Origin of the sequence: Brevundimonas naejangsanensis (assembly GCF_000635915.2) — a bacterium.
GTDB classification, from domain to species: domain Bacteria; phylum Pseudomonadota; class Alphaproteobacteria; order Caulobacterales; family Caulobacteraceae; genus Brevundimonas; species Brevundimonas sanguinis.
In genome coordinates this window covers 1872227-1895399 of sequence record NZ_CP015614.1, presented here as the reverse complement: position 1 = coordinate 1895399, position 23173 = coordinate 1872227, and the positions used below count along the sequence as shown (strand labels likewise).

Here is a 23173-nt window from a genome sequence, read left to right as displayed (position 1 = left end):
GTTCAAAGCTGGGAGAAGGTATCGCAAGCGGCCGGATCGCCGGTCTGATAGCCGCGTTGCAGCCACTCGACCCGCTGGGCCGAGGAGCCGTGGGTGAAGCTCTCGGGCGAGACGCGCCCGCCGCCGCGCCGTTGCAGGGCGTCGTCGCCGATCGCCTGAGCTGTCTTCATGCCCGCCTCCAGGTCGCCCGGCTCCAGCGCCACCTGGCCGCCCGAGGCTGCCGGAGCGTTGCGCGCCCAGACCCCGGCGTAGCAGTCGGCCTGCAGCTCCAGGGCCACGGAATAGCGATTGCCCTCGGCCTTGCTGCCCGCCTGCTGCTGGGCGCGCTGCACCTGCTGGCTGGCGCCGGTCAGGGTCTGGACGTGATGGCCGTACTCATGAGCCAGGACATAGGCCTTGGCGAAATCGGCGCTGGACCCGCCCAGCTTCTCCATCTCGCGCCAAAAGCTCAGGTCCAGATAGACCTTGTGATCGGTCGGGCAATAGAAAGGCCCCATCGCCGACTGGCCATAGCCGCAGCCCGTCGACGTGCCCTGTTCGTAAAGGACCGTGGTCGGGGCTGTGTAGCCGTTTAGCTTGGCCGTCCATACGTCGTTGATGTTGGTGCCGACCACGTCGACGAACTGACCGGCCTGGTCCTCGGGCGTGCCGATCTGGCCCTGCTGCTCGGCCTGACCCACGCCGCCGAACTGGCTGGCGACCTGCTGGGTGGTGTTGGGGTCGATGCCGAAGACGAAATAGCCGATGGCCGCCAGCACCAGCACGCCGATGCCGCCGCCCGCGACCGCGCCGCCGCCCATGCCGCGCCGATCCTCGATCCCCCCGCCGCGCCGTCCGCCCTGCCAACGCATCTATCGCTCTCCGCTGTGTCGTCTGTTCTGAAGCTAGGCTGAAACGCAGGCGCAGGTGAAGAGATGCAAAGGCAACCTCTCCGATCCTAAGAAATCAGTGCGGGGGTCGGTTCAGCCAGGCGTCGATCTCGGGGACGCCCGCCGCGTCTTGATCCACGGGCGGCGATAGACGCTGTGGCGGGGGCAGGGGGGCTGAATAGGGCTCATACGCCGTCAGAGGCGGAGCAACGGGGACAGGGATCCGCGCCGCCTCCAACTGACGTAGGGCGAGCTCTGTCTGAAACCGCAGCCGGGCGGCGTCGGCCTCGCGCTGGTCCGCTTGCAGGCGCAGTTGCTCGATCGCTTGGCGGTGCTGTTCAGCGGCCGCCGTCTGAGGGCTGTAGCCAGCAGGCGGCGGGCCGGGCCATCCAGGCCAGGTTTGCGCCTGGGCCGAACCCGCTAGGCCCAGATGGGCGACGAACAGCGACAGGATAACCGGAAGGGGGCGCATGGAAAGAAGATGGGCATCGCGTCACTTCGCGCCAAGCGGGGCCGCAACCTCTGGCCGGAAGAGCGGTTCTAAGCGGACCCCCGATCCTTATCCTCGCAACCCAAGGAGCCTCTCACATGGCCGAAACTTCCAAGAAGACCCTGGCTGGAAAAACCATTGCTGTCCTGGCGACCGACGGGGTCGAGCAGATCGAGCTTCAGGAGCCGGTGAAGGCGCTGCGCGCAGAGGGCGCGACGGTCGAGGTGATCTCTCTGGAGCCCGGCTGGATTCAGGGCTTCGATCACCTGACGCCCGACGAGAGGATCGCAGTCGACAAGACGCTGAAGACGACGGACGCCTCTCGCTACGACGGCCTGGTTCTGCCGGGCGGAGTCGCAAATCCGGATCAGCTCCGGACGGAGCAGGCGGCGCTTAAGTTCGTCCGCGCCTTCTTCGACGCGGGCAAGCCGGTGGCCGCCATCTGTCACGCACCATGGATTCTGATTGAGGCGGGCGTGGCCGAGGGGCGCACCCTGACGGCCTACAAGTCCATCCGCACCGATCTGCGCAACGCCGGCGCCGAGGTGGTGGACAAGGAGGTGGTGGTCGATGGCGGCTTGGTCACCAGCCGCTGCCCCGACGATCTGCCCGCCTTCAACGCGGCCATGATCCAGGCCTTCGCCGAGGCGCCTCGCTCAGGTCGACGCGAGGCGAAGTCGGAAGAAGCGCGGCCGTCAGCCCACTAGGCCGTCAGATCGAGAAGCTGACGCCGCAGCCGCAGCTGGAGGCGGCGTTGGGATTGCGGATCACGAACTGCGCCCCCGCCAGTTCGTCGACGAAGGCGATCTCGGAATCCTTCAGGAAGGGCACGGACACCGGGTCGATCACGACGGCCTGGCCGTCGCGGCGCACCACCAGATCATCGGCCTGCGGACCGTCGACCAGCTCGAAGCGGTACTGGAAGCCTGAGCAGCCGCCGCCGTCGACGGCGACGCGCAGCAGCACCGGCTTGCCCTCGGCTTCGGACAGTTTGGACAGGCGGCGCGCTCCGCTTTCGGCCAGCGTGATGCCTTCGGGCGACCGGGTCGCGATCGACAGCGACAGGTCGCGGGCTGATTCTGTAGATTGGACGGTGCTCACAGCCCTCTATATGAGGGTCTGACAGGCGTTCGCAAAGGCCTGTCGCCATCACGAAGTGCCGCCGCCTTGAGCCTGCCCCGCGTTTCCTACGCCGAAAACCCCGCCGCGAGCCGCGGCCGCCATGTTTTCGAGCCCGCCAGCCGCACCCGCACCGCCTTCGCCCGCGACCGGGACCGCATCATCCACGCCACCGCCTTTCGCCGCCTGAAGGAGAAGACGCAGGTCTTCGTGGCGCACGAGGGCGACCACTACCGCACGCGGCTGACGCATAGCCTGGAGGTGGCGCAGATCGCCCGGTCTCTGGCCCACGCCCTGCGGCTGGACGACGACCTGGCCGAGACGGTGGCCCTGGCCCACGACCTGGGCCACCCGCCGTTCAGCCACGCGGGCGAGGACGAACTGCACGAGCAGATGAAGGCCTTCGGCGGCTTCGACCACAACGTCCAGAGCTTCCGCGTCGTGACGGAACTAGAGACGCGCTATCCCGGCTTCCCGGGCCTGAACCTGAGCTGGGAGACGGTCGAGGGCGTGGTCAAGCACAACGGCCCGGTGGCGCATCTGCTGTCCGACCCGGCCTGGAAGGCGGTCGCCGCCTATGCGCCGGGCGGATCGGCCGAGTGGGATTTGCGGCTGGGCACCTTCGCCTCGCTGGAGGCCCAGTGCGCGGCCATCGCCGACGACATAGCCTACAACAACCACGACGTGGACGACGGGGTGCAGGCGGGGCTGTTCAGCCTGGCCGACCTGGCCGACGTGCCGCTGATCGGGCGCTGCATCGCCAGCGCGCGCGCCGACTGGCCCGACATCGACGAGCGGATGCTGCGGCTGGAAGCCGTGCGCCGGATGATCGGCGTCATGGTCGACGACGTTCTGGCAGAGACCGAAGCCCGTCTGGCCAAGCACCGCATCGAGACGGTGGAGGATGTCCGCAACGCGCCCGAGACCCTGGTGCAGTTCTCGGCCGACATGATGGCGGAGCTGGCCGTCCTGCGCCGCTTCCTGTTCGAGCGGATGTATCGCCATTACCGCGTCAACCGCACCCGCAGTCAGGCGCGCCGGGTGCTGGCCCAGCTGTTCCAGCTGTTCATGGCCGAGCCGGAGGTGATGCCGCCTGAATGGCAGGCCTCGGCCCTGACCGACGACAAGAACGCGCGGGCGCGGGCCGTGTGCGACTACATCGCCGGGATGACGGATCGTTACGCCATCGAGGTCCACAGGAAGCTGTTCAGCCTCGACCTCGCCCTCGATCTGTGATTCGAGAAGGGCTTCACGGCGCGTTAGACTGAGCGCCGACGCGCGCCGATTCGCGCGCGTGTCCCACGACCACCAAGGCGCGACCCATGTCCTACGACGACGATCACCGAGGCAACCCCAACGCTGGGCCGAATGGGGGCCGGGACCGAGGCGCTTACACGCCGCCGACCGACGACGACCTGCCCTTCACGCGCGGCGGCTATGACCCGCGTCGGGCGCCGGCCGCCAAGTCGCCGCCGATCACCCTGATCATCAGCGCCATCGTCCTGCTTCTGCTGATCGTGGCCGTGGTGGTCTTCTACCGCTCGGGCGTGCGTTCCTCGACGGACGCGCCGCCAGCCGTTGGAACCCCGGTCGAAAGCATGAAGGTCGAGGCGCCGCTGGACGCGCAGCCGATCGACCCGGAGGCCGACATCCGCGTCTATCGCGACGGCGGCGAGCCGAGCGACGCCGCGCCGACCTTCACCCCCGGTCCGGAAGAGGTGCTGCCGCGCCCCGCGCCGACGACCCCGGCCGCGCCGGTCGAGTCCTCGACCCCGCCGCCCGCCGCGCCCGCACCGGCGGCCAAGGCCCCGGCCGCGCCTGCGCCCGTAACGCCTGCTCCGGCGACGAAGGCTCCGGCGCCCGCACCCGCTCCGGCTGCGACGGGCGGATCGTCCGGCGTGCAGATCGGCGCCTTCTCCTCGACCGCCATCGCCGACCGCGAATACGCCGCCGTCGCCGCCCGCTTCGGCCAGTACGCCTCGGGCGCCGAGAAGCGCGTTCAGGAAGTCACCGCCTCCAACGGTTCGACCGTCTACCGCACCACCTTCACCGGCATGAGCCGTGAACGCGCCGTCGCCTTCTGCAATGCGCTGAAGGCTGCGGGCCGCGACTGCATCGTCCGCTAAGGGGCGAGCGCAACATGACCTCCGCCGCCATCTACGGCTGTTCCGGCCACCGGCTGACGGCGGAGGAGCGCGCCTTCTACGCCGAGGCCAAGCCGTGGGGCTTCATCCTGTTCCGCCGCAATGTGGACAGCCCCGAACAGGTCAAGGCGCTGGTTTCCGAGCTGCGCGACAGCGTGGGGCGCGACGACGCCCCGGTGCTGATCGATCAGGAGGGCGGCCGGGTCCAGCGCCTCGGCCCGCCGCACTGGCCCAAATATCCGCCGGGCGCCGCCTATCTGAAGGCGACCAACGATCCGGCGGCGGCGCGCGAACTGGTGCGGCTGGGCGCGCGGCTGATCGCCCATGACCTGCGCGAACTGGGCATAACGGTCGACTGCGTCCCGGTGCTGGACGTGCCGGTGCCGGGCGCCCACGACATCATCGGCGACCGCGCCTACGCTCAGGATCCGGCGACCGTGACCCAACTGGGCCGCGCGGCGGCGGAAGGGCTGCTGGCGGGCGGCGTCCTGCCGATCATCAAGCATATTCCCGGCCACGGCCGCGCCTTCTCGGACAGCCACCACGACCTGCCGGTGGTCGAGACGGCGATCGAGGACCTGGACGCCTGGGACTTCGCCCCGTTCAAGGCTCTGTCGGACATGCCGATGGCGATGACGGCGCACGTAGTCTTCACCGCCGTCGACGCCAAGCGCCCGGCCACCACCTCCAAGAAGGCGATCCGCCTGATGCGCGAGCGGCTGGGCTTCTCGGGGCTCATCATGTCCGATGACCTGTCGATGCAGGCCCTGTCGGGCAGCCTGACCGAGCGCGCCGAACAGTCGCTGAAGGCGGGCTGCGACGTGGTGCTCCACTGCAACGGCGACCTGGCGGAGATGGCGGCCGTCGCCGAGGGGACGAAGAAGCTGAAAGGCGAGGCCAGGCGCCGCGCCGAGGCCGCGCTGAACCGCATAGTCCGCGCGCCCGAGCCGCTGGATGTCGCCGAGGGCCGCGCCCGGCTGGAGGCGGCCCTGAGCGGCCGCTTCGACGCCGCCAAGGGGCCGGACGTGGGCGAGGCGCAAGGGTGATCGCCGGGGAGGGCGCATGAGCGAGGCCTTCCAGCCGAATCTCGACTTCACCGCTGTCGAACAGGTCGAGGCGCAGGAGGCCTTCGTCGTCGATCTGGAGGGTTATGAAGGCCCGCTGCACGTCCTTCTGGCCCTGGCGCGGACGCAGAAGGTGGACCTGCTGAAGCTGTCCATCACCCGTCTGGCGGAACAGTATCTAGCCTTCGTGCATGAGGCGCGGCGGAGGAATTTCGCGCTGGCGGCCGACTACCTCGTGATGGCGTCGTGGCTGGCCTATTTGAAGTCGCGCCTGCTGATCCCGCGAAACGAGAAGGACAAGCCGGAGGAGCCGCCCGCCGAAGAGATCGCCGCCGCCCTGGCCTTCCGTCTGCAGAAGCTGGAGGCCATGCGCACAGCGGTCGAGGCCATCACCGGCCGCCCGCAGTTGAAGCGCGACGTTTTCACGCGCGGCGACCCTCAGGCGACGGTCATCATCCCGTCAGACCGGGTGGACGCCAGCCTCTATGAACTGATGAGCGCCTATGTCGCCCAACGCCGCCGCGAGGAGCGCCGCAAATACGCTCCCGGCCAGCGGGTCGAGGCCTTCCAGCTGGAGGCCGCGCGCGACTGGCTGCGCGAGATCATGCCGCGCCTGGCCGAATGGACGCCGCTGGAGCGCGTCGCGCCGCAGAAGCCGGACGGGCAGGAGGGGCCGAGCCAGGCCAGCTATACCGCCTCCACCCTGTCGGCCAGCCTTGAGCTGGTGAAGGAGGGCGGCATGGACATCCGCCAGGAGCGGCCATTCGACGCGGTGTGGCTGAAGCGCAGAGGGCTGGGCCAGCCCCTGGAGTTGACGCCGTGACCCTCGACTTCACCCCCGACCATTTGGAGATCGAGCGCCGCGTCGAGGCCCTGCTGTTCGCGGCCGCCGCCCCCTTGTCGCTGGCCGAGATCGCGCGGCGCCTGCCGCAAGGCGCCGACGTCGGCGGGGCGCTGACCGCCCTTCAGGAACGCTATCAGGGCCGGGGCGTCGAGCTGGACTGCGTGGCCGAGCGCTGGCGGTTCCGCACAGCCCCTGATCTCGGCTTCCTGATGACCGAGGAGCGCGAGGAGCCGCGTCGCCTGTCCAAGGCCGCGCTCGAGACCCTGGCCATCATCGCCTATCACCAGCCCTGCACGCGCGCCGAGATCGAGAGCGTGCGCGGCGTCTCTCTGTCGAAGGGCACGCTGGACCTGCTGCTGGAGATGGACTTCGTGCGCCTGCGCGGGCGGCGCCGTACGCCCGGACGGCCGGTGACCTACGCCACGACCGACCGCTTCCTGGAGCATTTCAGCCTGGCGAGCCTCTATGACCTGCCGGGCGTGCAGGAGATGAAGGCGGCGGGCCTGCTGGACCTGTCCATGCCGGTCGGTTTCGAGGTGCCGGACCCCTCGCGCGCCGGCGACGACGAGGGCGAGGATCTGCTGACGGGACTGGACGGCGAGACCCCCGAATTCGCCCAGGATTTCATCAGCGAGGACGAAGAGTCGCAACCTTAGCCGGGACGGATCGTCGCGCCCGCAAGAAACCGCGAAAACTCATGGACTTAAGTCCCAAGGAGGCCGCCTTGACCTGAAGGCCTCCCGCCTATAGGTTCCGCGCCGAAATTCAGACCCGATCCGGCCCCGGCCGGGCGCTGACCAAACAGGCCCATGTCCCCGACGAAGGAATCGCGCGAAGAGGCGATCAAACGCCTCCACCAAAGCGCATCCGCGCTGGAGGCGAAGGTTCAGGCGGACAAGTCCGTCGAGGTCGCTGCGCAGAAGGTGGTCGGCCAGGCCTATCGCATCATCGCCGAGCTGCTGGGCGGGGTGCTGATCGGTCTTGCACTTGGTTTTGGCGTCGACCGGCTGTTCGGGACGACGCCGATAGGCGTTGTGGGCGGGGTCCTTCTGGGCTTCGCCTTATCGGTTTATATGGCGCGCCGCACAGCCAACCGGCTGATGGCGCAGGCCAAGGCGGCGGGTTTGCCCCAACAGGGCGAACCTATCGTCGAGGCTGACGAAGAAAACAGGGAACGATAGGCTTAATGGCCGGTCCGATTGAACAATTTGAGGTCAAGCCGCTCGTAGAGTTCGGCACGGTCAATGTTCCCGTCCTGGGCGAGCAGGTGATCGCGATCACCAATTCGCACGTGGCCATGACCATCGCCTTCGCCGGCGTGGTGGGCTTCCTGGCCCTGGCGACCTCGGGCGCCAAGGTGGTGCCGGGCCGGATGCAAGCGGCGGGCGAGAGCCTGTTCGGCATGGTCGACAACCTGGCCAACTCCATCATCGGGCACGAAGGCCGCAAGTACTTCCCCTTCGCCTTCACCATGTTCCTGATGGTGCTGTCGATGAACCTGCTGGGCATGTTCCTGACCTTCACCGCCACCTCGCAACTGGCCGTGACCGTCACCCTGGGCCTGATCTCCTTCCTGACGGTTGTCGTGGTCGGTCTGGTCAAGAACGGCGTCGGCTTCCTGAAGCTGTTCTGGCCCGCAGGCGCGCCGCTGCTGCTGCGCCCCGTCGTCGGCCTGATCGAGTTCGTCTCCTTCCTGCTGCGCCCGGCCACCCTGGCTCTTCGTCTGTTCGGCAACATGCTGGGCGGTCACGTGGCGCTGAAGATCTTCGCCCAGTTCGTCGTTCAACTGGGCGCGGTGGCCATCGTCACCGGCGGCCTGGCCTACGCCTTCATCCCGGTGGCGGCCCTGTCGCTGGGCATGGTCGTGGCGATGACGGCGCTCGAGTTCCTGGTGGCCTTCCTTCAGGCCTTCGTTTTCACCGTTCTGACCTGCATCTACCTCAATGATGTGGTCAACCTGGGCGATGGCCACTAAGGCTTGAGTTCAGTTCGTAACCCTACCCTCCAACGCTCCAAGAAATTAGGAAATCATCATGGACGCTGAAGCCGCTAAGTACATCGGCGCTGGTCTGGCCACCCTCGGCATGATCGGCTCGGCCCTGGCCGTCGGCAACATCTTCGGCAACTTCCTGGCCGGCGCTCTGCGCAACCCGGCTGCTGCCGCCTCGCAAGTCGGCAACCTGTTCGTCGGCGCGGCTCTGGCCGAAGCCCTGGGCATCCTAGCCTTCGTGCTGGGCGTCCTGATGATCTTCGGCTGATCCCAGCCCACGATCTCTCAGAATCGGCGGCGCGCGGGCCTGACCTGCGCGCCGCTGTCCTGATCTAGCGAAGACGGTTCATGGCCAGCACACCCACACTTGACGTTCAGACCCCGGCGCCGGGCGACCTCCATGCGGAGACGCAGGCGACGGCCGAGCATGCCTCGGGCGGTCTGCCCCAGTTCGAATTCCAGCACTGGGCGGGCCAGATCGGCTATCTGCTGATCCTGTTCGTCCTTCTGTACGTCCTGGTCGCCAAGGTCTTCGCCCCGCGCCTGCGCAAGGTGATGGACGAACGCGCCGACACGATCGACACCGCGATCGCCGCCGCCCGCTCGGTCCAGACCGAAGCGGCCGCTCAAGCCGAGGCCGCCCGCGCCGAGGTGGACAAGGCCCGCGCCGACGCCCGCGCGACCGCTGTCGCCGCCAAGCAGCGCGTCACCGAAGAATTCAATGCACGCCTGGCCGCCGATGAAGCCGTGGTCAACGCGCGCATCGCCGAAGCCGAAGGCGCCATCGCCAAGACCCGCGACGCCGCCATGGCTAACGTCTCGACCATCGCCTCGGACGCGGCGGGCGCCATGCTCGAGCGTCTGACCGGCAAGGCCGCGACCGACGCTGAACTGGCCGCCGCCATCAAGGGAGCCGCCTGATATGCCCGCCTTCCTGACCGGCCATTTCTATGATGTCGCCAACCCTGAACTGTGGGTCGCCGTCGGCCTGCTGATCTTCATCGCCATCGTGGTGATGGCGGGCGTGCCCAAGCTGGTCGCGACCAGCCTGGACGCCAAGGCCGCCAAGATCCAGGGCGACCTGGACGAGGCCGCCCGCCTGCGCGCCGAAGCCGAAGCCATGCTGGCCCAGATCCGTCAGGAGAAGGCCGAGGCTGAAGCTCAGGCCGCCGACCTGCTGGCCACGGCTGAAGCCGACGCCAAGCGTCTGGAAGCCGAAGCCAAGGCCCGTATCGAGGAATCGACCGCTCGCCGTCAGGCTCTGGCCGAGCGCCGGATCGCCCAGGCCGAGGCCGAGGCCACGCAAGAGGTCAAGGCCGCCGCCGCAGACCTGGCCGCCAAGGCCGCTCAACAGATCCTGGCCGCCCGCATCGCCGACGCCAAGTCGGACCCGCTGCTCGACCAGGCCATCGGCCAGATCGGCGGCAAGCTGAACTGATCGCCGAGCGCGTTTTAGTCAGACCCGAAAAAACATCAGGCCCCGCCGGCGACGGCGGGGCCTTTTGCTGTTCAAGATCCGGTTGTCGGGATCCAGGACGGTTCAGACTGTCGGTTAATGGGCCGGAGCGGCTCCGATCGGCGCGGCGCCGCGCTTCTCACGTTCGACCAGCCGGGCGTAGGCATTGCCCAGGACGCCGCCGAAGACCATGTGCAGCGCCAGCATCCAGCCGATTGTGCCGAAGCCGGACGAGCCGGTGAAGGTCCGGTTATCGCCGCTCATAGTGATGACCAGCATCATCGCCACCCAGGCGGCGACGGCGAAGACGATGCCCTTGGTGATGGGCGTGGCCGTCGGTAGTCGCGGATAGAGGACGCCGAACAGCGACCCCAGCACAAAGGTGCCCATGACCAGGTGGATGGCCCATCCCGCCGCCATATTGCCCGGCATGCCGAACATGCGGGCTACGACCCCAGGGAAGGGATCGAACAGGTGGTTGAGGAACAGATTGGCGAGCTCAAGCACGGAAACCACGACGGTAGCGATGAAACCGGCGATAATTCCCTTTTTTACGCGTGACATCATGTGAACAGCGCCTCCCAACGCCTATCAACCTCGTGACTACGCAAGGGGGAGCATACGCCGTTCACGGACGCTCGGGGGTGAACCCGGTTCACATTCCTGTGTTCGCCTTAGCTTGGCCTTTATTGCCGGAAGGCGCGCCAGCCCCGGCGCAGGCGGCGACGAAAGCGCGCCAGCGGGCGGCGACGGCGGCGCAGCACCATCTTTTCGGCGCGCAGGGTCTGCTGCCAGAAGACGGGGGCGATCTCGGGCTTTTTCCGCATCAGGCGGCGGAAGGGGTACACCCATTTGGGCCGGGCGCGCTGGGCGCGGATGAACTGTCGCTTGGCCCACCAGGAGTTGCGCAGCACGATCACCAGACCCAGGGCTATGACGGGCACGCCGCCGGGGCCGGGCAGGGGCGCGATCAATATGCCCAGCAGGATGACGATGAAGCCCACGCCCATCAGCGCCAGACGGCGCACGCGCCGCGCCAGCCCCAGACGGGGCGGCGGCGGGTTCAGAGAGGGCAGGACCAGGGTCACAGGGCGGCGGCTCAATCAAGATTGCGGCCAGGGAGGGCCGACAATCAGTAAACGCACGAGACAAGGCCGAAAGGCGGCGTCGCCATGACGCTTTCGTAAGTCGGCTCAGAAATGCAGAACGCCGTGTCCTGAAAGACACGGCGTTCCGTGAACCCCAGCTTGCGGGAGCGATCAGCCCGCGCGGTTCGAGCCTTCCGGGGCGGCCCAGCGCAGACGCGGCGAGCGCGCGGCGCGGGTCTCGTCCAGACGCCGCAGGGGCGCATGGAAGGGCGCGCCCTTGAAGCGTTCGACGTCGCCAGCCTTGGCGGCGCCTGCCAGCAGACGCATGGCCTCGATGAAGCGATCCAGTTCGGCCTTGGACTCCGTCTCGGTCGGCTCGATCAGCATGGCGCCGTGGACGACCAGCGGGAAGTACATGGTCATCGGGTGGAAGCCTTCGTCGATCATCGCCTTGGCGAAGTCGAGCGTGGTGATGTCCGTGCCCTTCAGCCATTCGTCGTCGAACAGGGCCTCGTGCATGCAAGGGCCTTCGGGGAAGGCCGGGCTCATCAGGTCCTCGAGGCGGGCCTTGATGTAGTTGGCGTTCAGCACCGCGTCCTCGGCGACCTGACGCAGGCCGTCCGAGCCGTGGCTCATCATGTAGCTGAGGGCGCGCACATACATGCCCATCTGTCCCTGGAAGGCGCACAGACGGCCGAAGGCCTGTTCGGCCTCGTCTTCCTCGCGCTCGACCAACTTGTAGCCGTCGCCGGTGTTCACGACCCACGGGGCCGGCGCGAACGGGGCCAGGGCTTCCGACAGCACCACCGGACCGGCGCCGGGCCCGCCGCCGCCGTGCGGCGTCGAGAAGGTCTTGTGCAGGTTGATGTGCATGGCGTCGACGCCCAGGTCGCCGGGGCGCACCCGGCCGACGATGGCGTTGAAGTTGGCGCCGTCGCAGTAGAAGTAGGCGCCCGCCTCGTGGGTCAGGCGGCTGATCTCCAGGATGTCGCGCTCGAACAGGCCGCAGGTGTTCGGGTTGGTGACCATGATGGCCGCCACGTCCGGACCCAGCTTGGACGCCAGATCGGCCACGTCGACGCGGCCGTCGTCGGTCTGGGCGACCTCGACCACCGAATAGCCGACGAAGGCGGCGGTGGCCGGGTTGGTGCCGTGGGCCGAGGTCGGGACCAGCACCTTGCGGCGCTGCTCATGCTCGCCCTTGGCTTCATGGGCGGCGCGGATGGCCATCAGGCCGCACAGCTCGCCGTGGGCCCCGGCCTTGGGCGACAGAGCCACCGCGGGCATCCCCGTCAGCGTCGTCAGCCAGTGGGCCAACTGGTCCATCAGCTCCAGCGCGCCCTGCACCGTCGATTGCGGCTGCAGCGGGTGGATGTCCGAGAAGCCCGGCAGGCGCGCCATCTTCTCGTTCAGGCGCGGGTTGTGCTTCATCGTGCACGACCCCAGCGGATAGATGGCCAGGTCGATGGCGTGGTTCTTCTGGCTCAGGCGCACATAGTGGCGCATGGCCTCGGGCTCGGACAGGCCGGGCAGGCCGATCGGATCCTTGCGGACTAGGTCGCCCAGGTCCGAGCCGTCGGTGGCGGGCTTAGGCAGGTCAACGCCGGTCTTGCCCCAGCCTTCGCCTTCAAAGATCAGCGGCTCATCCTGCAGCAGGCCGCGCCCGCCGGTCAGGGTGGCGGGTGTGTAGTTGGCGTCCAGGCCTTCGTTCGGGGCGGTCGGACGGCCGACAGTGTTCATCGTGCTCATGATTCCAATCTCCCCTTAGGCGGCCAGAACCTTGGCGAGCGCACCCGCCAGGATCTTGATGTCGGCGTCCAGCGTCGTCTCGGTGGCGGCGACCAGCAGCACGTCGTCGAGGCCCGCATCCGGGTTCAGGCGGCTGTAGGGCACGCCGCACAGGACGCCATTGTCGGCCATGGTCTGCACCACGTCAGCGGCGTTTTTCGGCAGTTTGACCGCGAACTCGTTGAAGAAGCGCGGGGTCAGGATTTCGACGCCCGGAATGGCGGCCAGGGCGTCGCGGGTGGCGAGCGCCTTCTCGTGGTTCAGCAGGGCCAGCTGGCGCAGGCCCGTCTCGCCCAGCAGGCTCATATGGATGCTGAACGCCAGGCAGCAGAGCCCTGAGTTGGTGCAGATGTTCGACGTGGCCTTGTCGCGGCGGATGTGCTGCTCGCGCGTCGACAGGGTCAGGACGAAGCCGCGCCGCCCTTCCGCGTCCACGGTCTCGCCGCAATAGCGGCCGGGCGTCTGGCGCAGCAGCTTCTCGCGGGTGGCGAACAGGCCGATGTAGGGGCCGCCGAAGTTCAAGGCGTTGCCGATCGACTGGCCTTCGGCGGCGACGATGTCGGCGCCCATTTCGCCGGGCGACTTCAGCAGGCCCATCGACACGGCTTCGGTGACGACGACGATCAGCAGGGCGCCTGCAGCCTGGGCGGCCTCGGCGATCTTGGTGACGTCGGTGGCGGTGCCGAAGACGTTCGGGGTCTGGACGACGACGCAGGCCGTGTCCTTGTCGATGGCGGCGATGACGGCGTCTTCGGCGTCGACCGCGGGCTTTAGCGCCTGGGTCTCGACGCCGACGGCGTGGACCACGGTCTCGGTCGCCTTGACGTAGTGGGGATGCACGCCGCCCGAGATGACGGCCTTGTTGCGGCGGGTCACGCGGGTGGCCATCAGCACGCCTTCGGCCATGGCGGTCGAGCCGTCATAGAGCGAGGCGTTGGCGACTTCCATGCCGGTCAGGTTCGCGACCTGGGTCTGGAACTCGTACAGGTACTGCAGCGTGCCCTGAGCGATTTCCGGCTGATAGGGGGTGTAGCTGGTCAGGAACTCCGACCGCTGGATCACGTGATCGACCGTGGCCGGGATATGGTGCTTGTAGGCGCCGGCGCCGCAGAAGAAGGGCACGGTCGAGGCCGTGGCGTTCTTGCCCGCCATGGCCGAGAGGGCGCGTTCGACCTCCAGCTCGCCCGCCACGCGGGGCAGGTCGACGAAGCCGTCGCGGCGCGCGGCCTGCGGCACGTCGATGAACAGGTCGTCGATGGATTTGGCGCCGATGGCGGCCAGCATGGCCTCGCGATCGTCGGGCGTCAGGGGGAGGTAGCGCATTACTTTATTCCGCTCATCCCCGCGGAAGCGGGGACCCAGGTTTAAGCTTCAAACAACCGCTGCTTGATCCCAAAGAACTGGGTCCCCGCTTCCGCGGGGATGAGCGGAGAGGGGAGACCTTAGAGGGTGGTCAGATAGGCGTCGTAGGCGGCGCGGTCCATCAGGCCGTCCAGCACCGAGGCGTCGGACACCTTGATCTTGGCGAACCAGCCTTCGCCCTCGGCGTCGGCGTTGACGGTTTCCGGGGCGGTCGCCAGCACGGCGTTGCCTTCGATCACTTCGCCGGCGATCGGCGCGTAGACGTCCGAGGCGGCCTTGACCGATTCCACGACGGCGAAGCTGTCGCCGACCGAGACGGTCTTGCCGGCTTCCGGCGTCTCGACGAACACCACGTCGCCCAGGGCGTCAGCGGCGTGCTTGGAGATGCCGACCGTGGCGACGTCGCCGTCCAGGCGAACCCACTCGTGATCCTTGGTGAACTTCATTCTGGTCTTCCTTTTTTTGTCTCGTCATCCTCGGGCTGGACCCGAGGATCGAGCCCTGGAGCGGGCGATTGGGCTAAAACTTCCAGCGTCGAGCGGCGGACCGCCCGGCCCTCGGGTCAAGCCCGAGGGCGACGATCTTATTTCGGCTTCCGATAGTAGCGGGTCGGCACGAAGGGGGTGGCGACGACTTCGGCGGCGGCGGGACGGCCGCGCACCAGAACCTTCAGTTCCGTGCCGACTTCAGCGAAGGCGGGCGGCACATAGCCCATGGCGATGTTGCGCCCCTGCGACGGCGAGGGGCCGCCCGAGGTGATCTTGCCGATCAGGTTTCCGTCCATGTCGGCGATCTCGGCGCCTTCGCGGGCCGGGGCGCCTTCCTTGACGTGCAGGCCGATGCGGACGCGCGCCGGGCCGTCGGCCAGTTGCTTCAGGATGACGTCGGCCCCGGCGAAGTCGGCGCGCTCCTTGCGCGACTTGGACAGGGCGAAGGTCAGGCCGGCCTCGACCGGGGTGGTCTCGGCGTCGACGTCGTGGCCGTGCAGCGGCAGACCGGCTTCCAGACGCAAAGAGTCGCGCGCGCCCAGACCGACCGGCTTCACCCGCGCGTCCGACAGCAGCAGGTTCCAGACGCGCTCGGCGGCGGCGCTGGGCAGGGAAATCTCATAGCCGTCTTCGCCCGTGTAGCCCGAGCGCGAGACGATGCAGTCTTCGTCAAACAGGCGGATGGCGCGGCAATCCATGAAGCCCATGTCCGCCAGCTCCGCCGAATGGGCGGCCATGACCTCGGCCGCCTCCGGGCCCTGGATGGCCAGCAGGGCGCGGTCCAGGACCTCCAGCTTGGCGTCTGCCGACAGCTCGGCGTTCAGGAAGGCGAAGTCGGCGTCCTTGTTGCCGGCGTTGACGACGATGTAGAGGCCGTCCTCGAACGGCTTGCCCGCCATCAGGTCGTCCATCACGCCGCCCCGCTCGTTCAGCAACAGGGTGTATTTTTGCTTGCCGGGCTTCACGATCGCATAGTCGCCGGGCACGAAGCGTTCGAACTGCGCAATCGCGTCGGCGCCGGTGATCTTGGCCTGGCCCATGTGGGAGACGTCGAACAGGCCGGCGTGCTCGCGGGTCCAGCGGTGCTCGGCCAGCACCCCTTCATACTGGACCGGCATGTCATAGCCGCCGAAGCCGACCATGCGGGCGCTTAAGCGCCGATGCGCGGCGTTGAGGGGGGTAGTCTTAAGGGCCTGATCGCTCATGGCGTCGCCTCCGGGTCGCAGGTTGCGGCGATAGCTTCGCCGTCGTTGCGCCCCCGCTGTCCTGAAGCCTGAGAGATTCCGACCGTTCCCGAAAAGGTTCGGCCTTGCTCCGTCGGCGCGCGTCGGGACCCTCCGTCCTTCGGCGACTTTCCAGCGTCCGTGCGCTTTCGCGGTCCTTTTGCCTGAGCGTTTCCGGGGCGGTTGCGCCTTCGGCTCCGGGCGCCGCGAACGGCCCCGGTCTCTCCCGCGAGAGCGTTCGACCTAAGGCCGCGAATCCAGCGCCGAGTCAAGCGGCGCCGGACTTGCCGCCATCGATCCTAGGGGCCATGAGGGGCGGAACCGCGCTTCGCCCACAGGATTTGAAGGACGTCATGACCGCCCGCACCGATCTCGCCGCCCACCTCGCCTCCCTCGACCTGCCTCAGGGACTGGTCGAGACGCTGACGACGGCGGCCGCCGCCTGCGTCCAGATCCGTCAGGTGGTGGCGGGCGGCGCCCTGGTCGGGGCGCTGGGAGCGTCGGGCGCCGTGAATGTGCAGGACGAAGAGCAGAAGAAGCTGGACGTCATCGCCGACGATCTGCTGACCGAGGCCCTGCTGGCCTGCCCCGCCGTGGCCGGCGTGGCGTCCGAGGAAAAAGACACGGTGCAGCCCTCGGCCAATGCGGCGGGCGAGTATCTGGTGCTGTTCGACCCGCTGGACGGCTCGTCCAACATCGACATCAATGCGCCGGTCGGCACCATCGTCTCGGTGCTGAAGGCGCCCTCGCCCCAGCCGAGCGAGGCCGACTTCCTGCAATCCGGCCGCCATCAGGTCGCGGCGCTCTACGCCGTCTATGCCGGTCAGGCCATGCTGGTGCTGACGACGGGCAAGGGGGTGGCGGGCTTCACCCTGGCGCCCGACGGCCGCTGGCTGATGACGCATGAGGACGTGCGCATCCCGGCCGATACGAAAGAGTTCGCCATCAACATGTCGAACCAGCGCCACTGGGCCGAGAGCGTCCAGCGCTACGTCGACGGCTGCCTGCAGGGCGCCGACGGCCCGCGCGGCAAGAACTTCAACATGCGCTGGGTCGCCGCCATGGTGGCCGACGTGCACCGCATCCTGATGCGCGGCGGCGTCTTCCTCTATCCGTGGGACAAGCGAGAGCCGAACAAGCCGGGCAAACTCAGGCTCATGTACGAAGGCAACCCCATGTCCTTCCTGGTCGAACAGGCGGGCGGCAAGTCCACCACCGACGGCAAGCAGGCCATCATGGACGTGACCCCCACCGAACTGCACCAGCGGGTGCCGGTCGTCCTCGGCTCGGCCAACGAAGTCGATCAGATCGCGGCGGCCTGACGCCATGCAGATCGCCGCTACTGATGCGCTCCTGGTCATCGACGCCCAGAACGACTTCTGCGAGGGCGGCGCCCTGGCGGTGCAGGGCGGGGCGGCGATCATGCCCCTGATCAACCGGCTGTCCGAGCGATTCGCCACCGTCATAGCCACTCAGGACTGGCACACGCCGGACCAGATCAGCTTCGCCTCCAACCACGCGGGCGTCGCCCCCTTCACGCAGATCGAGGTCGCTTACGGCCCGCAGATGCTGTGGCCGGATCACTGCGTGCAGGGGACGCCGGGCGCGGACTTTCACCCCGACGCCGCGCCTGCCGTGACCAAGGCGCTGGCCGTGGTCCGCAAGGGCTACAACCCGTCGGTCGATTCTTATTCCGGCTTCTATGAGAACGACCACAGGACGGCGACGGGTCTGGCGGGCCTGCTGCGCGATCTGGGCGTGAAGCGCGTCTTCCTGTGCGGCCTGGCCTATGACTACTGCGTCCGCTTCACCGCCGAGGATGCGGTGCGCGAAGGCTTTGAAGCCGTGGTCATCGAAGACGCCTGCCGCGCCATCGCCCCGGACACGGCGGCCGCCGCCAAGGCCAGCTTCAGCTTGCTGAAGATCGCCGAGATCGCGGCCGCAGACCTGATCTCTCACTCATAGAAGTCCGCCTCGTCGGGGATGCGGGTGAAGGCGATCTTGGCGCCGATGTAGTCGGGCAAGCCCGCCTTGGGGCCGATGCTGACCGTGTCCTTGCCATAGCGTTTGTTCAGCGCATCCAGCGCCTGCGAAAGGCGTAAGGACGGCGCATCGCCGCCCTGATCCGGGCCGATGTCGAACAGGTCGGCCTCAAAGGCGTCGCGCGCCTTCAGGCCGTGGACGCCGACCCCGACATAGCTCAACCGCCCGGCCTCCAGTTCCGGCTCGACCCGGCGCCACAGGTCGTCCAGCGCGGCCAGCAGGGCGAAGGTGTCCTGCGTCGGGGCGACGGCGCGGGTCAGACCGGTCGTGTCCCAGCCGCGCTTGGTCCCCTTCGGCCCCATGTCGAGATGCAGGCTGATGCCTGCGCCCGTCAGCCCCATCCGCCGCAGCCGCGCCCCGCATTTGACCATCAGCCTTCGCGCCACCGCCCGCGCCTTGTCCGGGTTGCGCATGGCCTGCGCCAGCACATGGCTGTGGCTGATGGAGGCGGGCGGCTTTTCCGGCGTCGGCTCGCTGTCGAAGCCGTGCAGGCCGCGCCAGATGCGCTCGCCCTCAATGCTGTTCCAGACCGCCCGCGCCTCCTTGGCCGTCATGTTCCACAGGCCTGCCGTGTCCGTGACGCCCGCCGCCGCCAGCCGCTCGCGCATCCGCGAGCCGACGCCCGGATACTGCGACAGCGGAAGGTGCAGGATGGCGCCGGGCAGTTCATGGGCGCGCAATATGGTCAGCCCGGCGGGCTTCTTCATGCCGCAGGCCGTCTTGGCCAGAAACCGCGAGGGCGCCAGTCCAATGGACGACCGCAGACATTCTCCGACGTTCTCAAGGATGCCCGCCTGAATGCGCCGGGCTAGGGCGACGGCGTTCGCCTCGCGCCGCTCAGGCCCGATCAGCTGGCACGAGCATTCGTCGATGGAGCCGACCTTCCACACCGGCACATGGCGGTCGATCTCGGCCATGATCTGCTTGTGGATCTGGACATAGAGGTCGGGCCGCGCTTCGGCGACGATCAGGCCGGGGCACAGGCGGCGCGCCTCGGCCACCTGCATCCCGGTGCGGACGCCGAAGGCCTTGCTCTCATAGCTGGCGGCGATGGCGCCGGAATATTCGCTCTCGACAGGGCGGACGATGACGGGCCTGCCGCGCCAGTCGGGGTTCTGCTGCTGTTCGACGCTGGCGAAGAAGGCGTTCAGGTCGACGAAAAGCCAGCGCAGGCCGGCGGCGTCTTCATCGGGCTGTCGGCCGGGGTGCTCCATGTTGTGAACATATCAGGAACATTAGGTGCGGGGGAGTCGGATGTCGGATGACCGGCCTGCTCCCCACTGCCGTCATCCTCGGGCTTGACCCGAGGATCCAGAACCGCTCCGGCCGGATGCGTGCAGGCGCCGGTGTTTCATGCCGTGGCTGTCGGCCTGGCTGGATCCTCGAGTCAAGCCCGAGGATGACGGCGGAGAGGGGGAGGGCGCCTCAGTTCGCCGCCGCGTAGGCCTCCACCTCGGCGATCCTCGCAGCCTTGTCGGCGTCGCTGAGGAAGCTGCCCTCGAAGCTGTTCTTGGCCAGTTGCGTCACCTGCTCCCGCGTCAGGCCGACCGCCTCAGCCAACTGGATATAGTTCGCGTTCACATAGCCGCCGAAATAGGAGGGGTCGTCTGAGTTCAGGGTGACGTGCAGGCCGCGGCGCAACATCTCGGGAACGGGGTGGTCCTTCAGGTCCTTGACCACGCACAGCTTCAGGTTCGACAGGGGGCAGACCGTCAGCGTCATCTGCTCGGCGGCCAGACGGGCGATCAGGGCCTCGTCCTCCATCGAGCGGTTGCCGTGGTCCATGCGGTCGATGTGCAGCAGGTCCAGCGCCTCGCGCACGTATTCCGGCGGGCCTTCCTCACCGGCATGGGCGCACAGTTTCAGGCCCAGTTCGCGGGCGGCGGCGAAGACGCGCTGGAACTTGGACGGCGGGTGGCCGACCTCGGAGGAATCCAGTCCGACGCCGATGAAGTGGTGCAGGTAGGGCTTGGCGGCCTCCAGTGTGGCGAAGGCCTCGTCCTCGCTGAGGTGGCGCAGGAAGCTGAGGATCAGGCCCGACGTCACGCCCAGCTCGGCCTTGGCCCGGTCCATGCCCGCGATCAGGCCCTCGACCACGACGGGGAAGGGGACGCCCCGGTCGGTGTGGGTCTGGGGGTCGAAGAAGATCTCGGCGTGGCGGACGTTGTCGGCGGCGGCGCGCTGGAAATAGGCGAAGGCCAGATCCTCGAAATCTTGACGCGTCAGCAGCACGGCGGCGCCCGCGTAATAGATGTCGAGGAAGTCCTGCAGGTTCGAGAAGTCATAGGCCGCGCGCACGGCCTCGACGCTGTCGTAGGGGATGGCGACGCCGTTGCGCTGCGCCAGTTCGAACATCAGTTCGGGCTCAAGCGAGCCTTCGATGTGCAGGTGCAGTTCGGCCTTGGGCAGGCCGGCGATGAAGGCGTCGAGGGACATGAGGGAGGCTCCGTAGCTTGGAAACAGCCTAACACTTTTCCTCCCCATGCAATGGGGAGGGGGACCGCGAAGCGGTGGAGGGGCGGAGCCGGGCGGAACAAAGCGGCCCCTCCGTCTCGTCGGCTTCGCCGTCGATCCACCTCCCCATCGCTCTGCGATAGGGAGGAGAAAGTCGATGCTACATCCGCTCGGGCGTCTCGATGCCCAGCAGGCGCAGGGCCGTCTCCAGCTGGTGCAGGGTCGCGGCGGCCAGGGCCAGGCGCGAGCCCTTGGTCGCGGCGTCGGGCGCAACCAGGATCGGGCAGGCGGCGTAGAATTTCGAGAAGCTCTGCGCCAGCCGATAGGCGTGTTCGGCGATCAGGTTGGGCGAACGCTTGTCATAGGCGTCCGCCGTGGCCGCGTCGAAGGCGTCCAGCGTCAGGGCCAGGTCGCGCTCGGCGGCTTCCTCGATGACGATGGGGGCCAGGGCCACGCCCTGTTCCGCCGCCTTGCGCAGCAGGGATTTCACCCGCACGGCCTGATACAGCAGATAGGGGCCGGTCTTGCCCTCGAAGCTCATGAAGCGATCGAGGTCGAAGACGTAGCTGGTGGTGCGGTTGTTCGACAGGTCCGAGAATTTCAGCGCGGCGATCGCCACCTTATGGGCGATGTCCTCGAACTCCTCGGCGGGCAGGTCGTCGCCCAGCTTGGCCTCGTGCAGACGCTCGCGCGCCTTTTCCGTCGCCTGATCGATCAGGTCGCGCAGCTTCAGCACGCCGCCGGCGCGGGTCTTGAACGGCTTGCCGTCGGCGCCGTTCATGGTGCCGAAGCCGAGGTGTTCCAGCGACTTCTCAGGCGCGTATCCGGCCAGGTAGGCGGCGCGGAAGACCTGTTCGAAATGCTCGGCCTGACGCTCGTCCACGACGTAGAGGATCAGGTCCGGGCCGATCGACTTCTTGCGGTCTAGAATGGTGGCCAGGTCGGTCGTGCCGTACATGGCCGAGCCTTCCGAACTGATGACCAGCAGGGGCGGGGGCGACGGGGCCTCGATCACCGAGCCGTCGGCCAGCTTCTTCTTGCGCGTCTCGCCATCGCGGGCGACGTGGACCACCTGGGCGCCGTCGTCCTCGACCAACAGACCCTTGGTCTTCAGGTCGGCGATCATCTCGTCCATCAGGGGATCAGCGTCGCTCTCGCCGTTCCACAGGTCGAAGTCGACCGACAGGTCGTCATACTCGCGCTTCAGCGCCTCGCGGCTGACGGCGACGAAGTGGCGCCACAGGGCGCGATAGCCGGGGCGGCCGCCCTGCAGTTCGGCGGTCGCCTTGCGGGCGCGGTCGCGGAAGGCGGGGTCTTCCTTGGCCTTGCCCGCCGCCAGCGGATAGAGGCGGTCCAGGTCGGCCAGGGTGACCGGGGTTTCGGCCGGGAAGGGGCCGTCGCCCTCGGCCATGAAGGCGTCGGCCAGACCCTCGTCGCCGCAGGCGGTGATCAGCAGGCCCATCTGGAAACCCCAGTCGCCGAAGTGGGCGTCGCCGACCACGTCGTCGCCGCGCAGGCGGAACAGCCGCTTCAGGCTCTCGCCGATGATGGCGCTGCGCAGGTGGCCGACGTGCATGGGCTTGGCCACGTTCGGGCCGCCGTAGTCGATGACCACCTTGCGCGGCTCGACGCGCGAGGCGCCGGCCAGTTCAACGTCCGCCGCGACCTCGGCCGCGCGCTGGGCCAGGGCCGCGTTCGACAGCTTCATGTTGATGAAGCCGGGACCGGCCACCTCGACCGACGACAGGCGCGGATCGTTGCTCAGGCGTTCGGCCACCTTGGCGGCCAGTTCGCGCGGATTGGCCTTCAGCGCCTTGGCGGCGGCCAGGGCCCCGTTCGACTGGAAGTCGGCCAGGTCGGGACGGTCGGAGGCGGTGACGCGGGCCAGGGCCTTGTCCACGCCTTCGGCGGCGAAGGCGGCCCCGACCGCTTCGCTGAGGGAGGTCTTGAGGTCGGTCATGTCTTAGTCGTTCTGTTGGCCCGCAGTCGGACGGAACCGGCTGCCGGATCGGTTGAACTCGGCGTTTTCGGGCGTGATCTCAAAGCCGATCAGGACCTCGAAATGGCCGCCGCTGGTGGTGGCCTCGGCGCGCGGGATGACGATGGTCTGGCTGGCTTCGGCCTGGGTGCGGTCGGCGCCGCCGAAGGTGACGGGCAGGTCGAAATATTCCTTGGCCAGGACGGCGGAGTTCCGCTCGGTCACGGCGATCCAGTAGCGATAGGTGTGGGCGTCGCCCTGCGCCTGCGGACCCTTGCCCAGGCTGAACAGCAGGTTCATGTCCAGGCGGATCGGATCGTCTTCGCGATAGGCGCAGTCCGAGGTCACGCCTTCGATCTCGCCGGTGAAGCCGACGCCGCTCGCCGACGGGCGCTCATAGTCCGCCAGCTCGACGTAGCGGGCCGCGTCGTAGAGAATCTTCACATACGGGCAGGGGCCGGCGTTGGCGCGGCGGCTGAGCGGAGCGAAACGCATCGGGCGCGACGGCGCCTTTTCAGCCTTCTGTCCGCCCTGTTGGCCGCCTTGTGGGCGCCCGCTCTGGGCCTCGGCGGCGTGGGGGATCAGCGCGGCCGTAAGAGAAAGGGCGGCGAGGGCGGTCAGGACGCGACGCATCAGGAGCTTTCCGGCAGTCGAATGAAGGCGGGCCGATCAGACGCCCGAACGGGCCACGCTGGGTGGTGATAGCGGCTAAAGCGAGGCGCGGCAAACGGCGCGCGGACTTCCGGTGGCGATCCGGCGCGCAAAGTCCTAAG

26 protein-coding genes and 1 riboswitch are annotated in these 23173 nt (G+C 68.1%); of the genes, 13 read left to right on the top strand and 13 right to left on the bottom strand.

Features of this window, described 5'->3' with window-relative positions:
- Nucleotides 1-2: 2 nt before the first annotated feature.
- Both DA69_RS09005 and DA69_RS09000 read right to left on the bottom strand, forming a co-directional pair.
- On the bottom strand, nt 3-851 hold the full coding sequence (locus DA69_RS09005; protein ID WP_025978393.1) for a neutral zinc metallopeptidase: 849 nt from the start codon (nt 849-851) through the stop codon (nt 3-5).
- A 94-nt stretch (nt 852-945) separates the two neighbouring features.
- A complete protein-coding gene (locus DA69_RS09000) occupies nt 946-1341 on the bottom strand; it encodes a hypothetical protein (RefSeq protein ID WP_025978392.1) in 396 nt (131 codons plus the stop codon).
- 116 nt (nt 1342-1457) lie between these two features.
- On the opposite strand from DA69_RS09000, the gene DA69_RS08995 reads away from it, so the two are divergent.
- Nucleotides 1458-2066, top strand: a complete 609-nt coding sequence (locus tag DA69_RS08995) for a type 1 glutamine amidotransferase domain-containing protein (RefSeq protein ID WP_025978391.1) — start codon at nt 1458-1460, stop codon at nt 2064-2066.
- A gap of 4 nt (nt 2067-2070) precedes the next feature.
- Here DA69_RS08995 and erpA read toward each other — a convergent pair whose 3' ends face one another.
- Nucleotides 2071-2412, bottom strand: coding sequence for an iron-sulfur cluster insertion protein ErpA (erpA, locus tag DA69_RS08990; protein ID WP_376787736.1), 342 nt, complete (start codon nt 2410-2412; stop codon nt 2071-2073).
- Nucleotides 2413-2499: 87 nt separating this feature from the next.
- Between erpA and DA69_RS08985 the strand changes: the two genes are divergently transcribed.
- From DA69_RS08985 to DA69_RS08940, 10 genes are all read left to right on the top strand, one after another.
- Nucleotides 2500-3714: a deoxyguanosinetriphosphate triphosphohydrolase gene (locus tag DA69_RS08985; protein ID WP_419177569.1), complete on the top strand. Its 1215-nt coding sequence runs from the start codon at nt 2500-2502 to the stop codon at nt 3712-3714.
- A gap of 86 nt (nt 3715-3800) precedes the next feature.
- Entirely contained in the window at nt 3801-4604 is an 804-nt protein-coding gene (locus DA69_RS08980; RefSeq protein ID WP_025978388.1) for an SPOR domain-containing protein, read from the top strand.
- A 14-nt stretch (nt 4605-4618) separates the two neighbouring features.
- On the top strand, nt 4619-5668 hold the full coding sequence (gene nagZ / locus DA69_RS08975) for a beta-N-acetylhexosaminidase (protein ID WP_025978387.1): 1050 nt from the start codon (nt 4619-4621) through the stop codon (nt 5666-5668).
- Nucleotides 5669-5684: 16 nt separating this feature from the next.
- Nucleotides 5685-6509, top strand: a complete 825-nt coding sequence (locus DA69_RS08970) for a segregation and condensation protein A (protein ID WP_025978386.1) — start codon at nt 5685-5687, stop codon at nt 6507-6509.
- The gene (gene scpB / locus DA69_RS08965; RefSeq protein WP_025978385.1) at nt 6506-7186 is read left to right on the top strand and encodes an SMC-Scp complex subunit ScpB; all 681 of its coding nucleotides are present in this window, start codon (nt 6506-6508) and stop codon (nt 7184-7186) included. Before DA69_RS08970 ends, scpB begins: the two co-directional genes overlap by 4 nt.
- A 153-nt stretch (nt 7187-7339) precedes the next feature.
- Nucleotides 7340-7711, top strand: coding sequence for an AtpZ/AtpI family protein (locus DA69_RS08960; RefSeq protein ID WP_024353399.1), 372 nt, complete (start codon nt 7340-7342; stop codon nt 7709-7711).
- 5 nt (nt 7712-7716) lie between these two features.
- A complete protein-coding gene (locus tag DA69_RS08955; RefSeq protein ID WP_025978384.1) occupies nt 7717-8505 on the top strand; it encodes a F0F1 ATP synthase subunit A in 789 nt (262 codons plus the stop codon).
- A 58-nt stretch (nt 8506-8563) separates the two neighbouring features.
- Nucleotides 8564-8788 (top strand): F0F1 ATP synthase subunit C, encoded by a 225-nt coding sequence (locus DA69_RS08950; RefSeq protein WP_003168985.1) that lies wholly within the window; start codon nt 8564-8566, stop codon nt 8786-8788.
- An 80-nt stretch (nt 8789-8868) separates the two neighbouring features.
- Nucleotides 8869-9441 (top strand): ATP synthase F0 subunit B', encoded by a 573-nt coding sequence (locus tag DA69_RS08945; protein ID WP_025978383.1) that lies wholly within the window; start codon nt 8869-8871, stop codon nt 9439-9441.
- Between the two features lies 1 nt (nt 9442).
- Nucleotides 9443-9958: a F0F1 ATP synthase subunit B gene (locus DA69_RS08940; RefSeq protein WP_025978382.1), complete on the top strand. Its 516-nt coding sequence runs from the start codon at nt 9443-9445 to the stop codon at nt 9956-9958.
- Between the two features lie 114 nt (nt 9959-10072).
- On the opposite strand, the gene DA69_RS08935 is transcribed toward DA69_RS08940, so the two are convergent.
- The 6 genes from DA69_RS08935 to gcvT form a co-directional block, all read right to left on the bottom strand.
- Nucleotides 10073-10543: a DUF6789 family protein gene (locus DA69_RS08935; RefSeq protein ID WP_025978381.1), complete on the bottom strand. Its 471-nt coding sequence runs from the start codon at nt 10541-10543 to the stop codon at nt 10073-10075.
- A gap of 119 nt (nt 10544-10662) precedes the next feature.
- Nucleotides 10663-11079 (bottom strand): PGPGW domain-containing protein, encoded by a 417-nt coding sequence (locus tag DA69_RS08930; RefSeq protein WP_235599139.1) that lies wholly within the window; start codon nt 11077-11079, stop codon nt 10663-10665.
- Nucleotides 11080-11235: 156 nt separating this feature from the next.
- The gene (gcvPB, locus tag DA69_RS08925; RefSeq protein ID WP_025978379.1) at nt 11236-12813 is read right to left on the bottom strand and encodes an aminomethyl-transferring glycine dehydrogenase subunit GcvPB; all 1578 of its coding nucleotides are present in this window, start codon (nt 12811-12813) and stop codon (nt 11236-11238) included.
- A 15-nt stretch (nt 12814-12828) separates the two neighbouring features.
- The gene (gene gcvPA / locus DA69_RS08920) at nt 12829-14175 is read right to left on the bottom strand and encodes an aminomethyl-transferring glycine dehydrogenase subunit GcvPA (RefSeq protein WP_025978378.1); all 1347 of its coding nucleotides are present in this window, start codon (nt 14173-14175) and stop codon (nt 12829-12831) included.
- A gap of 119 nt (nt 14176-14294) precedes the next feature.
- The gene (gene gcvH, locus DA69_RS08915) at nt 14295-14660 is read right to left on the bottom strand and encodes a glycine cleavage system protein GcvH (protein ID WP_024353391.1); all 366 of its coding nucleotides are present in this window, start codon (nt 14658-14660) and stop codon (nt 14295-14297) included.
- 137 nt (nt 14661-14797) lie between these two features.
- The gene (gene gcvT, locus DA69_RS08910; protein WP_025978377.1) at nt 14798-15907 is read right to left on the bottom strand and encodes a glycine cleavage system aminomethyltransferase GcvT; all 1110 of its coding nucleotides are present in this window, start codon (nt 15905-15907) and stop codon (nt 14798-14800) included.
- Between the two features lie 160 nt (nt 15908-16067).
- Nucleotides 16068-16164, bottom strand: a riboswitch (glycine riboswitch).
- Between the two features lie 114 nt (nt 16165-16278).
- Here gcvT and DA69_RS08905 point away from each other — a divergent pair.
- Entirely contained in the window at nt 16279-17247 is a 969-nt protein-coding gene (locus DA69_RS08905; protein WP_025978376.1) for a class 1 fructose-bisphosphatase, read from the top strand.
- Nucleotides 17248-17251: 4 nt separating this feature from the next.
- Nucleotides 17252-17890, top strand: a complete 639-nt coding sequence (pncA, locus tag DA69_RS08900; RefSeq protein WP_025978375.1) for a bifunctional nicotinamidase/pyrazinamidase — start codon at nt 17252-17254, stop codon at nt 17888-17890.
- On the opposite strand, the gene DA69_RS08895 is transcribed toward pncA, so the two are convergent.
- The 4 genes from DA69_RS08895 to DA69_RS08880 all read right to left on the bottom strand — a co-directional run bounded on the left by DA69_RS08895 (nt 17881) and on the right by DA69_RS08880 (nt 23033).
- A complete protein-coding gene (locus tag DA69_RS08895; protein WP_025978374.1) occupies nt 17881-19182 on the bottom strand; it encodes a type VI secretion protein ImpB in 1302 nt (433 codons plus the stop codon). The genes pncA and DA69_RS08895 overlap by 10 nt on opposite strands.
- A 211-nt stretch (nt 19183-19393) precedes the next feature.
- A complete protein-coding gene (locus DA69_RS08890; protein ID WP_025978373.1) occupies nt 19394-20404 on the bottom strand; it encodes an adenosine deaminase in 1011 nt (336 codons plus the stop codon).
- A gap of 178 nt (nt 20405-20582) precedes the next feature.
- Nucleotides 20583-22382 carry an arginine--tRNA ligase gene (argS, locus tag DA69_RS08885; RefSeq protein WP_025978372.1) on the bottom strand — a complete coding sequence of 600 codons (1800 nt, stop codon included), beginning with the start codon at nt 22380-22382 and terminating at the stop codon, nt 20583-20585.
- Between the two features lie 3 nt (nt 22383-22385).
- Nucleotides 22386-23033, bottom strand: coding sequence for a hypothetical protein (locus tag DA69_RS08880; protein WP_025978371.1), 648 nt, complete (start codon nt 23031-23033; stop codon nt 22386-22388).
- Nucleotides 23034-23173 lie beyond the last annotated feature (140 nt).

What these genes read in the sequence shown, in the direction of transcription:
- gcvH (WP_024353391.1), bottom strand. Translation starts at nt 14,660, where the DNA reads ATGAAGTTCACCAAGGATCACGAGTGGGTTCGCCTGGACGGCGACGTC.
- DA69_RS08955 (WP_025978384.1), top strand. Translation starts at nt 7,717, where the DNA reads ATGGCCGGTCCGATTGAACAATTTGAGGTCAAGCCGCTCGTAGAGTTC.
- DA69_RS09005 (WP_025978393.1), bottom strand. Translation starts at nt 851, where the DNA reads ATGCGTTGGCAGGGCGGACGGCGCGGCGGGGGGATCGAGGATCGGCGC.
- nagZ (WP_025978387.1), top strand. Translation starts at nt 4,619, where the DNA reads ATGACCTCCGCCGCCATCTACGGCTGTTCCGGCCACCGGCTGACGGCG.
- DA69_RS08940 (WP_025978382.1), top strand. Translation starts at nt 9,443, where the DNA reads ATGCCCGCCTTCCTGACCGGCCATTTCTATGATGTCGCCAACCCTGAA.
- DA69_RS08970 (WP_025978386.1), top strand. Translation starts at nt 5,685, where the DNA reads ATGAGCGAGGCCTTCCAGCCGAATCTCGACTTCACCGCTGTCGAACAG.
- DA69_RS08895 (WP_025978374.1), bottom strand. Translation starts at nt 19,182, where the DNA reads ATGGAGCACCCCGGCCGACAGCCCGATGAAGACGCCGCCGGCCTGCGC.
- DA69_RS08945 (WP_025978383.1), top strand. Translation starts at nt 8,869, where the DNA reads ATGGCCAGCACACCCACACTTGACGTTCAGACCCCGGCGCCGGGCGAC.
- DA69_RS08960 (WP_024353399.1), top strand. Translation starts at nt 7,340, where the DNA reads ATGTCCCCGACGAAGGAATCGCGCGAAGAGGCGATCAAACGCCTCCAC.
- DA69_RS08950 (WP_003168985.1), top strand. Translation starts at nt 8,564, where the DNA reads ATGGACGCTGAAGCCGCTAAGTACATCGGCGCTGGTCTGGCCACCCTC.
- gcvPA (WP_025978378.1), bottom strand. Translation starts at nt 14,175, where the DNA reads ATGCGCTACCTCCCCCTGACGCCCGACGATCGCGAGGCCATGCTGGCC.
- pncA (WP_025978375.1), top strand. Translation starts at nt 17,252, where the DNA reads ATGCAGATCGCCGCTACTGATGCGCTCCTGGTCATCGACGCCCAGAAC.
- DA69_RS08880 (WP_025978371.1), bottom strand. Translation starts at nt 23,033, where the DNA reads ATGCGTCGCGTCCTGACCGCCCTCGCCGCCCTTTCTCTTACGGCCGCG.
- DA69_RS09000 (WP_025978392.1), bottom strand. Translation starts at nt 1,341, where the DNA reads ATGCGCCCCCTTCCGGTTATCCTGTCGCTGTTCGTCGCCCATCTGGGC.
- DA69_RS08995 (WP_025978391.1), top strand. Translation starts at nt 1,458, where the DNA reads ATGGCCGAAACTTCCAAGAAGACCCTGGCTGGAAAAACCATTGCTGTC.
- argS (WP_025978372.1), bottom strand. Translation starts at nt 22,382, where the DNA reads ATGACCGACCTCAAGACCTCCCTCAGCGAAGCGGTCGGGGCCGCCTTC.
- DA69_RS08935 (WP_025978381.1), bottom strand. Translation starts at nt 10,543, where the DNA reads ATGATGTCACGCGTAAAAAAGGGAATTATCGCCGGTTTCATCGCTACC.
- gcvPB (WP_025978379.1), bottom strand. Translation starts at nt 12,813, where the DNA reads ATGAGCACGATGAACACTGTCGGCCGTCCGACCGCCCCGAACGAAGGC.
- DA69_RS08890 (WP_025978373.1), bottom strand. Translation starts at nt 20,404, where the DNA reads ATGTCCCTCGACGCCTTCATCGCCGGCCTGCCCAAGGCCGAACTGCAC.
- DA69_RS08905 (WP_025978376.1), top strand. Translation starts at nt 16,279, where the DNA reads ATGACCGCCCGCACCGATCTCGCCGCCCACCTCGCCTCCCTCGACCTG.
- DA69_RS08980 (WP_025978388.1), top strand. Translation starts at nt 3,801, where the DNA reads ATGTCCTACGACGACGATCACCGAGGCAACCCCAACGCTGGGCCGAAT.
- gcvT (WP_025978377.1), bottom strand. Translation starts at nt 15,907, where the DNA reads ATGAGCGATCAGGCCCTTAAGACTACCCCCCTCAACGCCGCGCATCGG.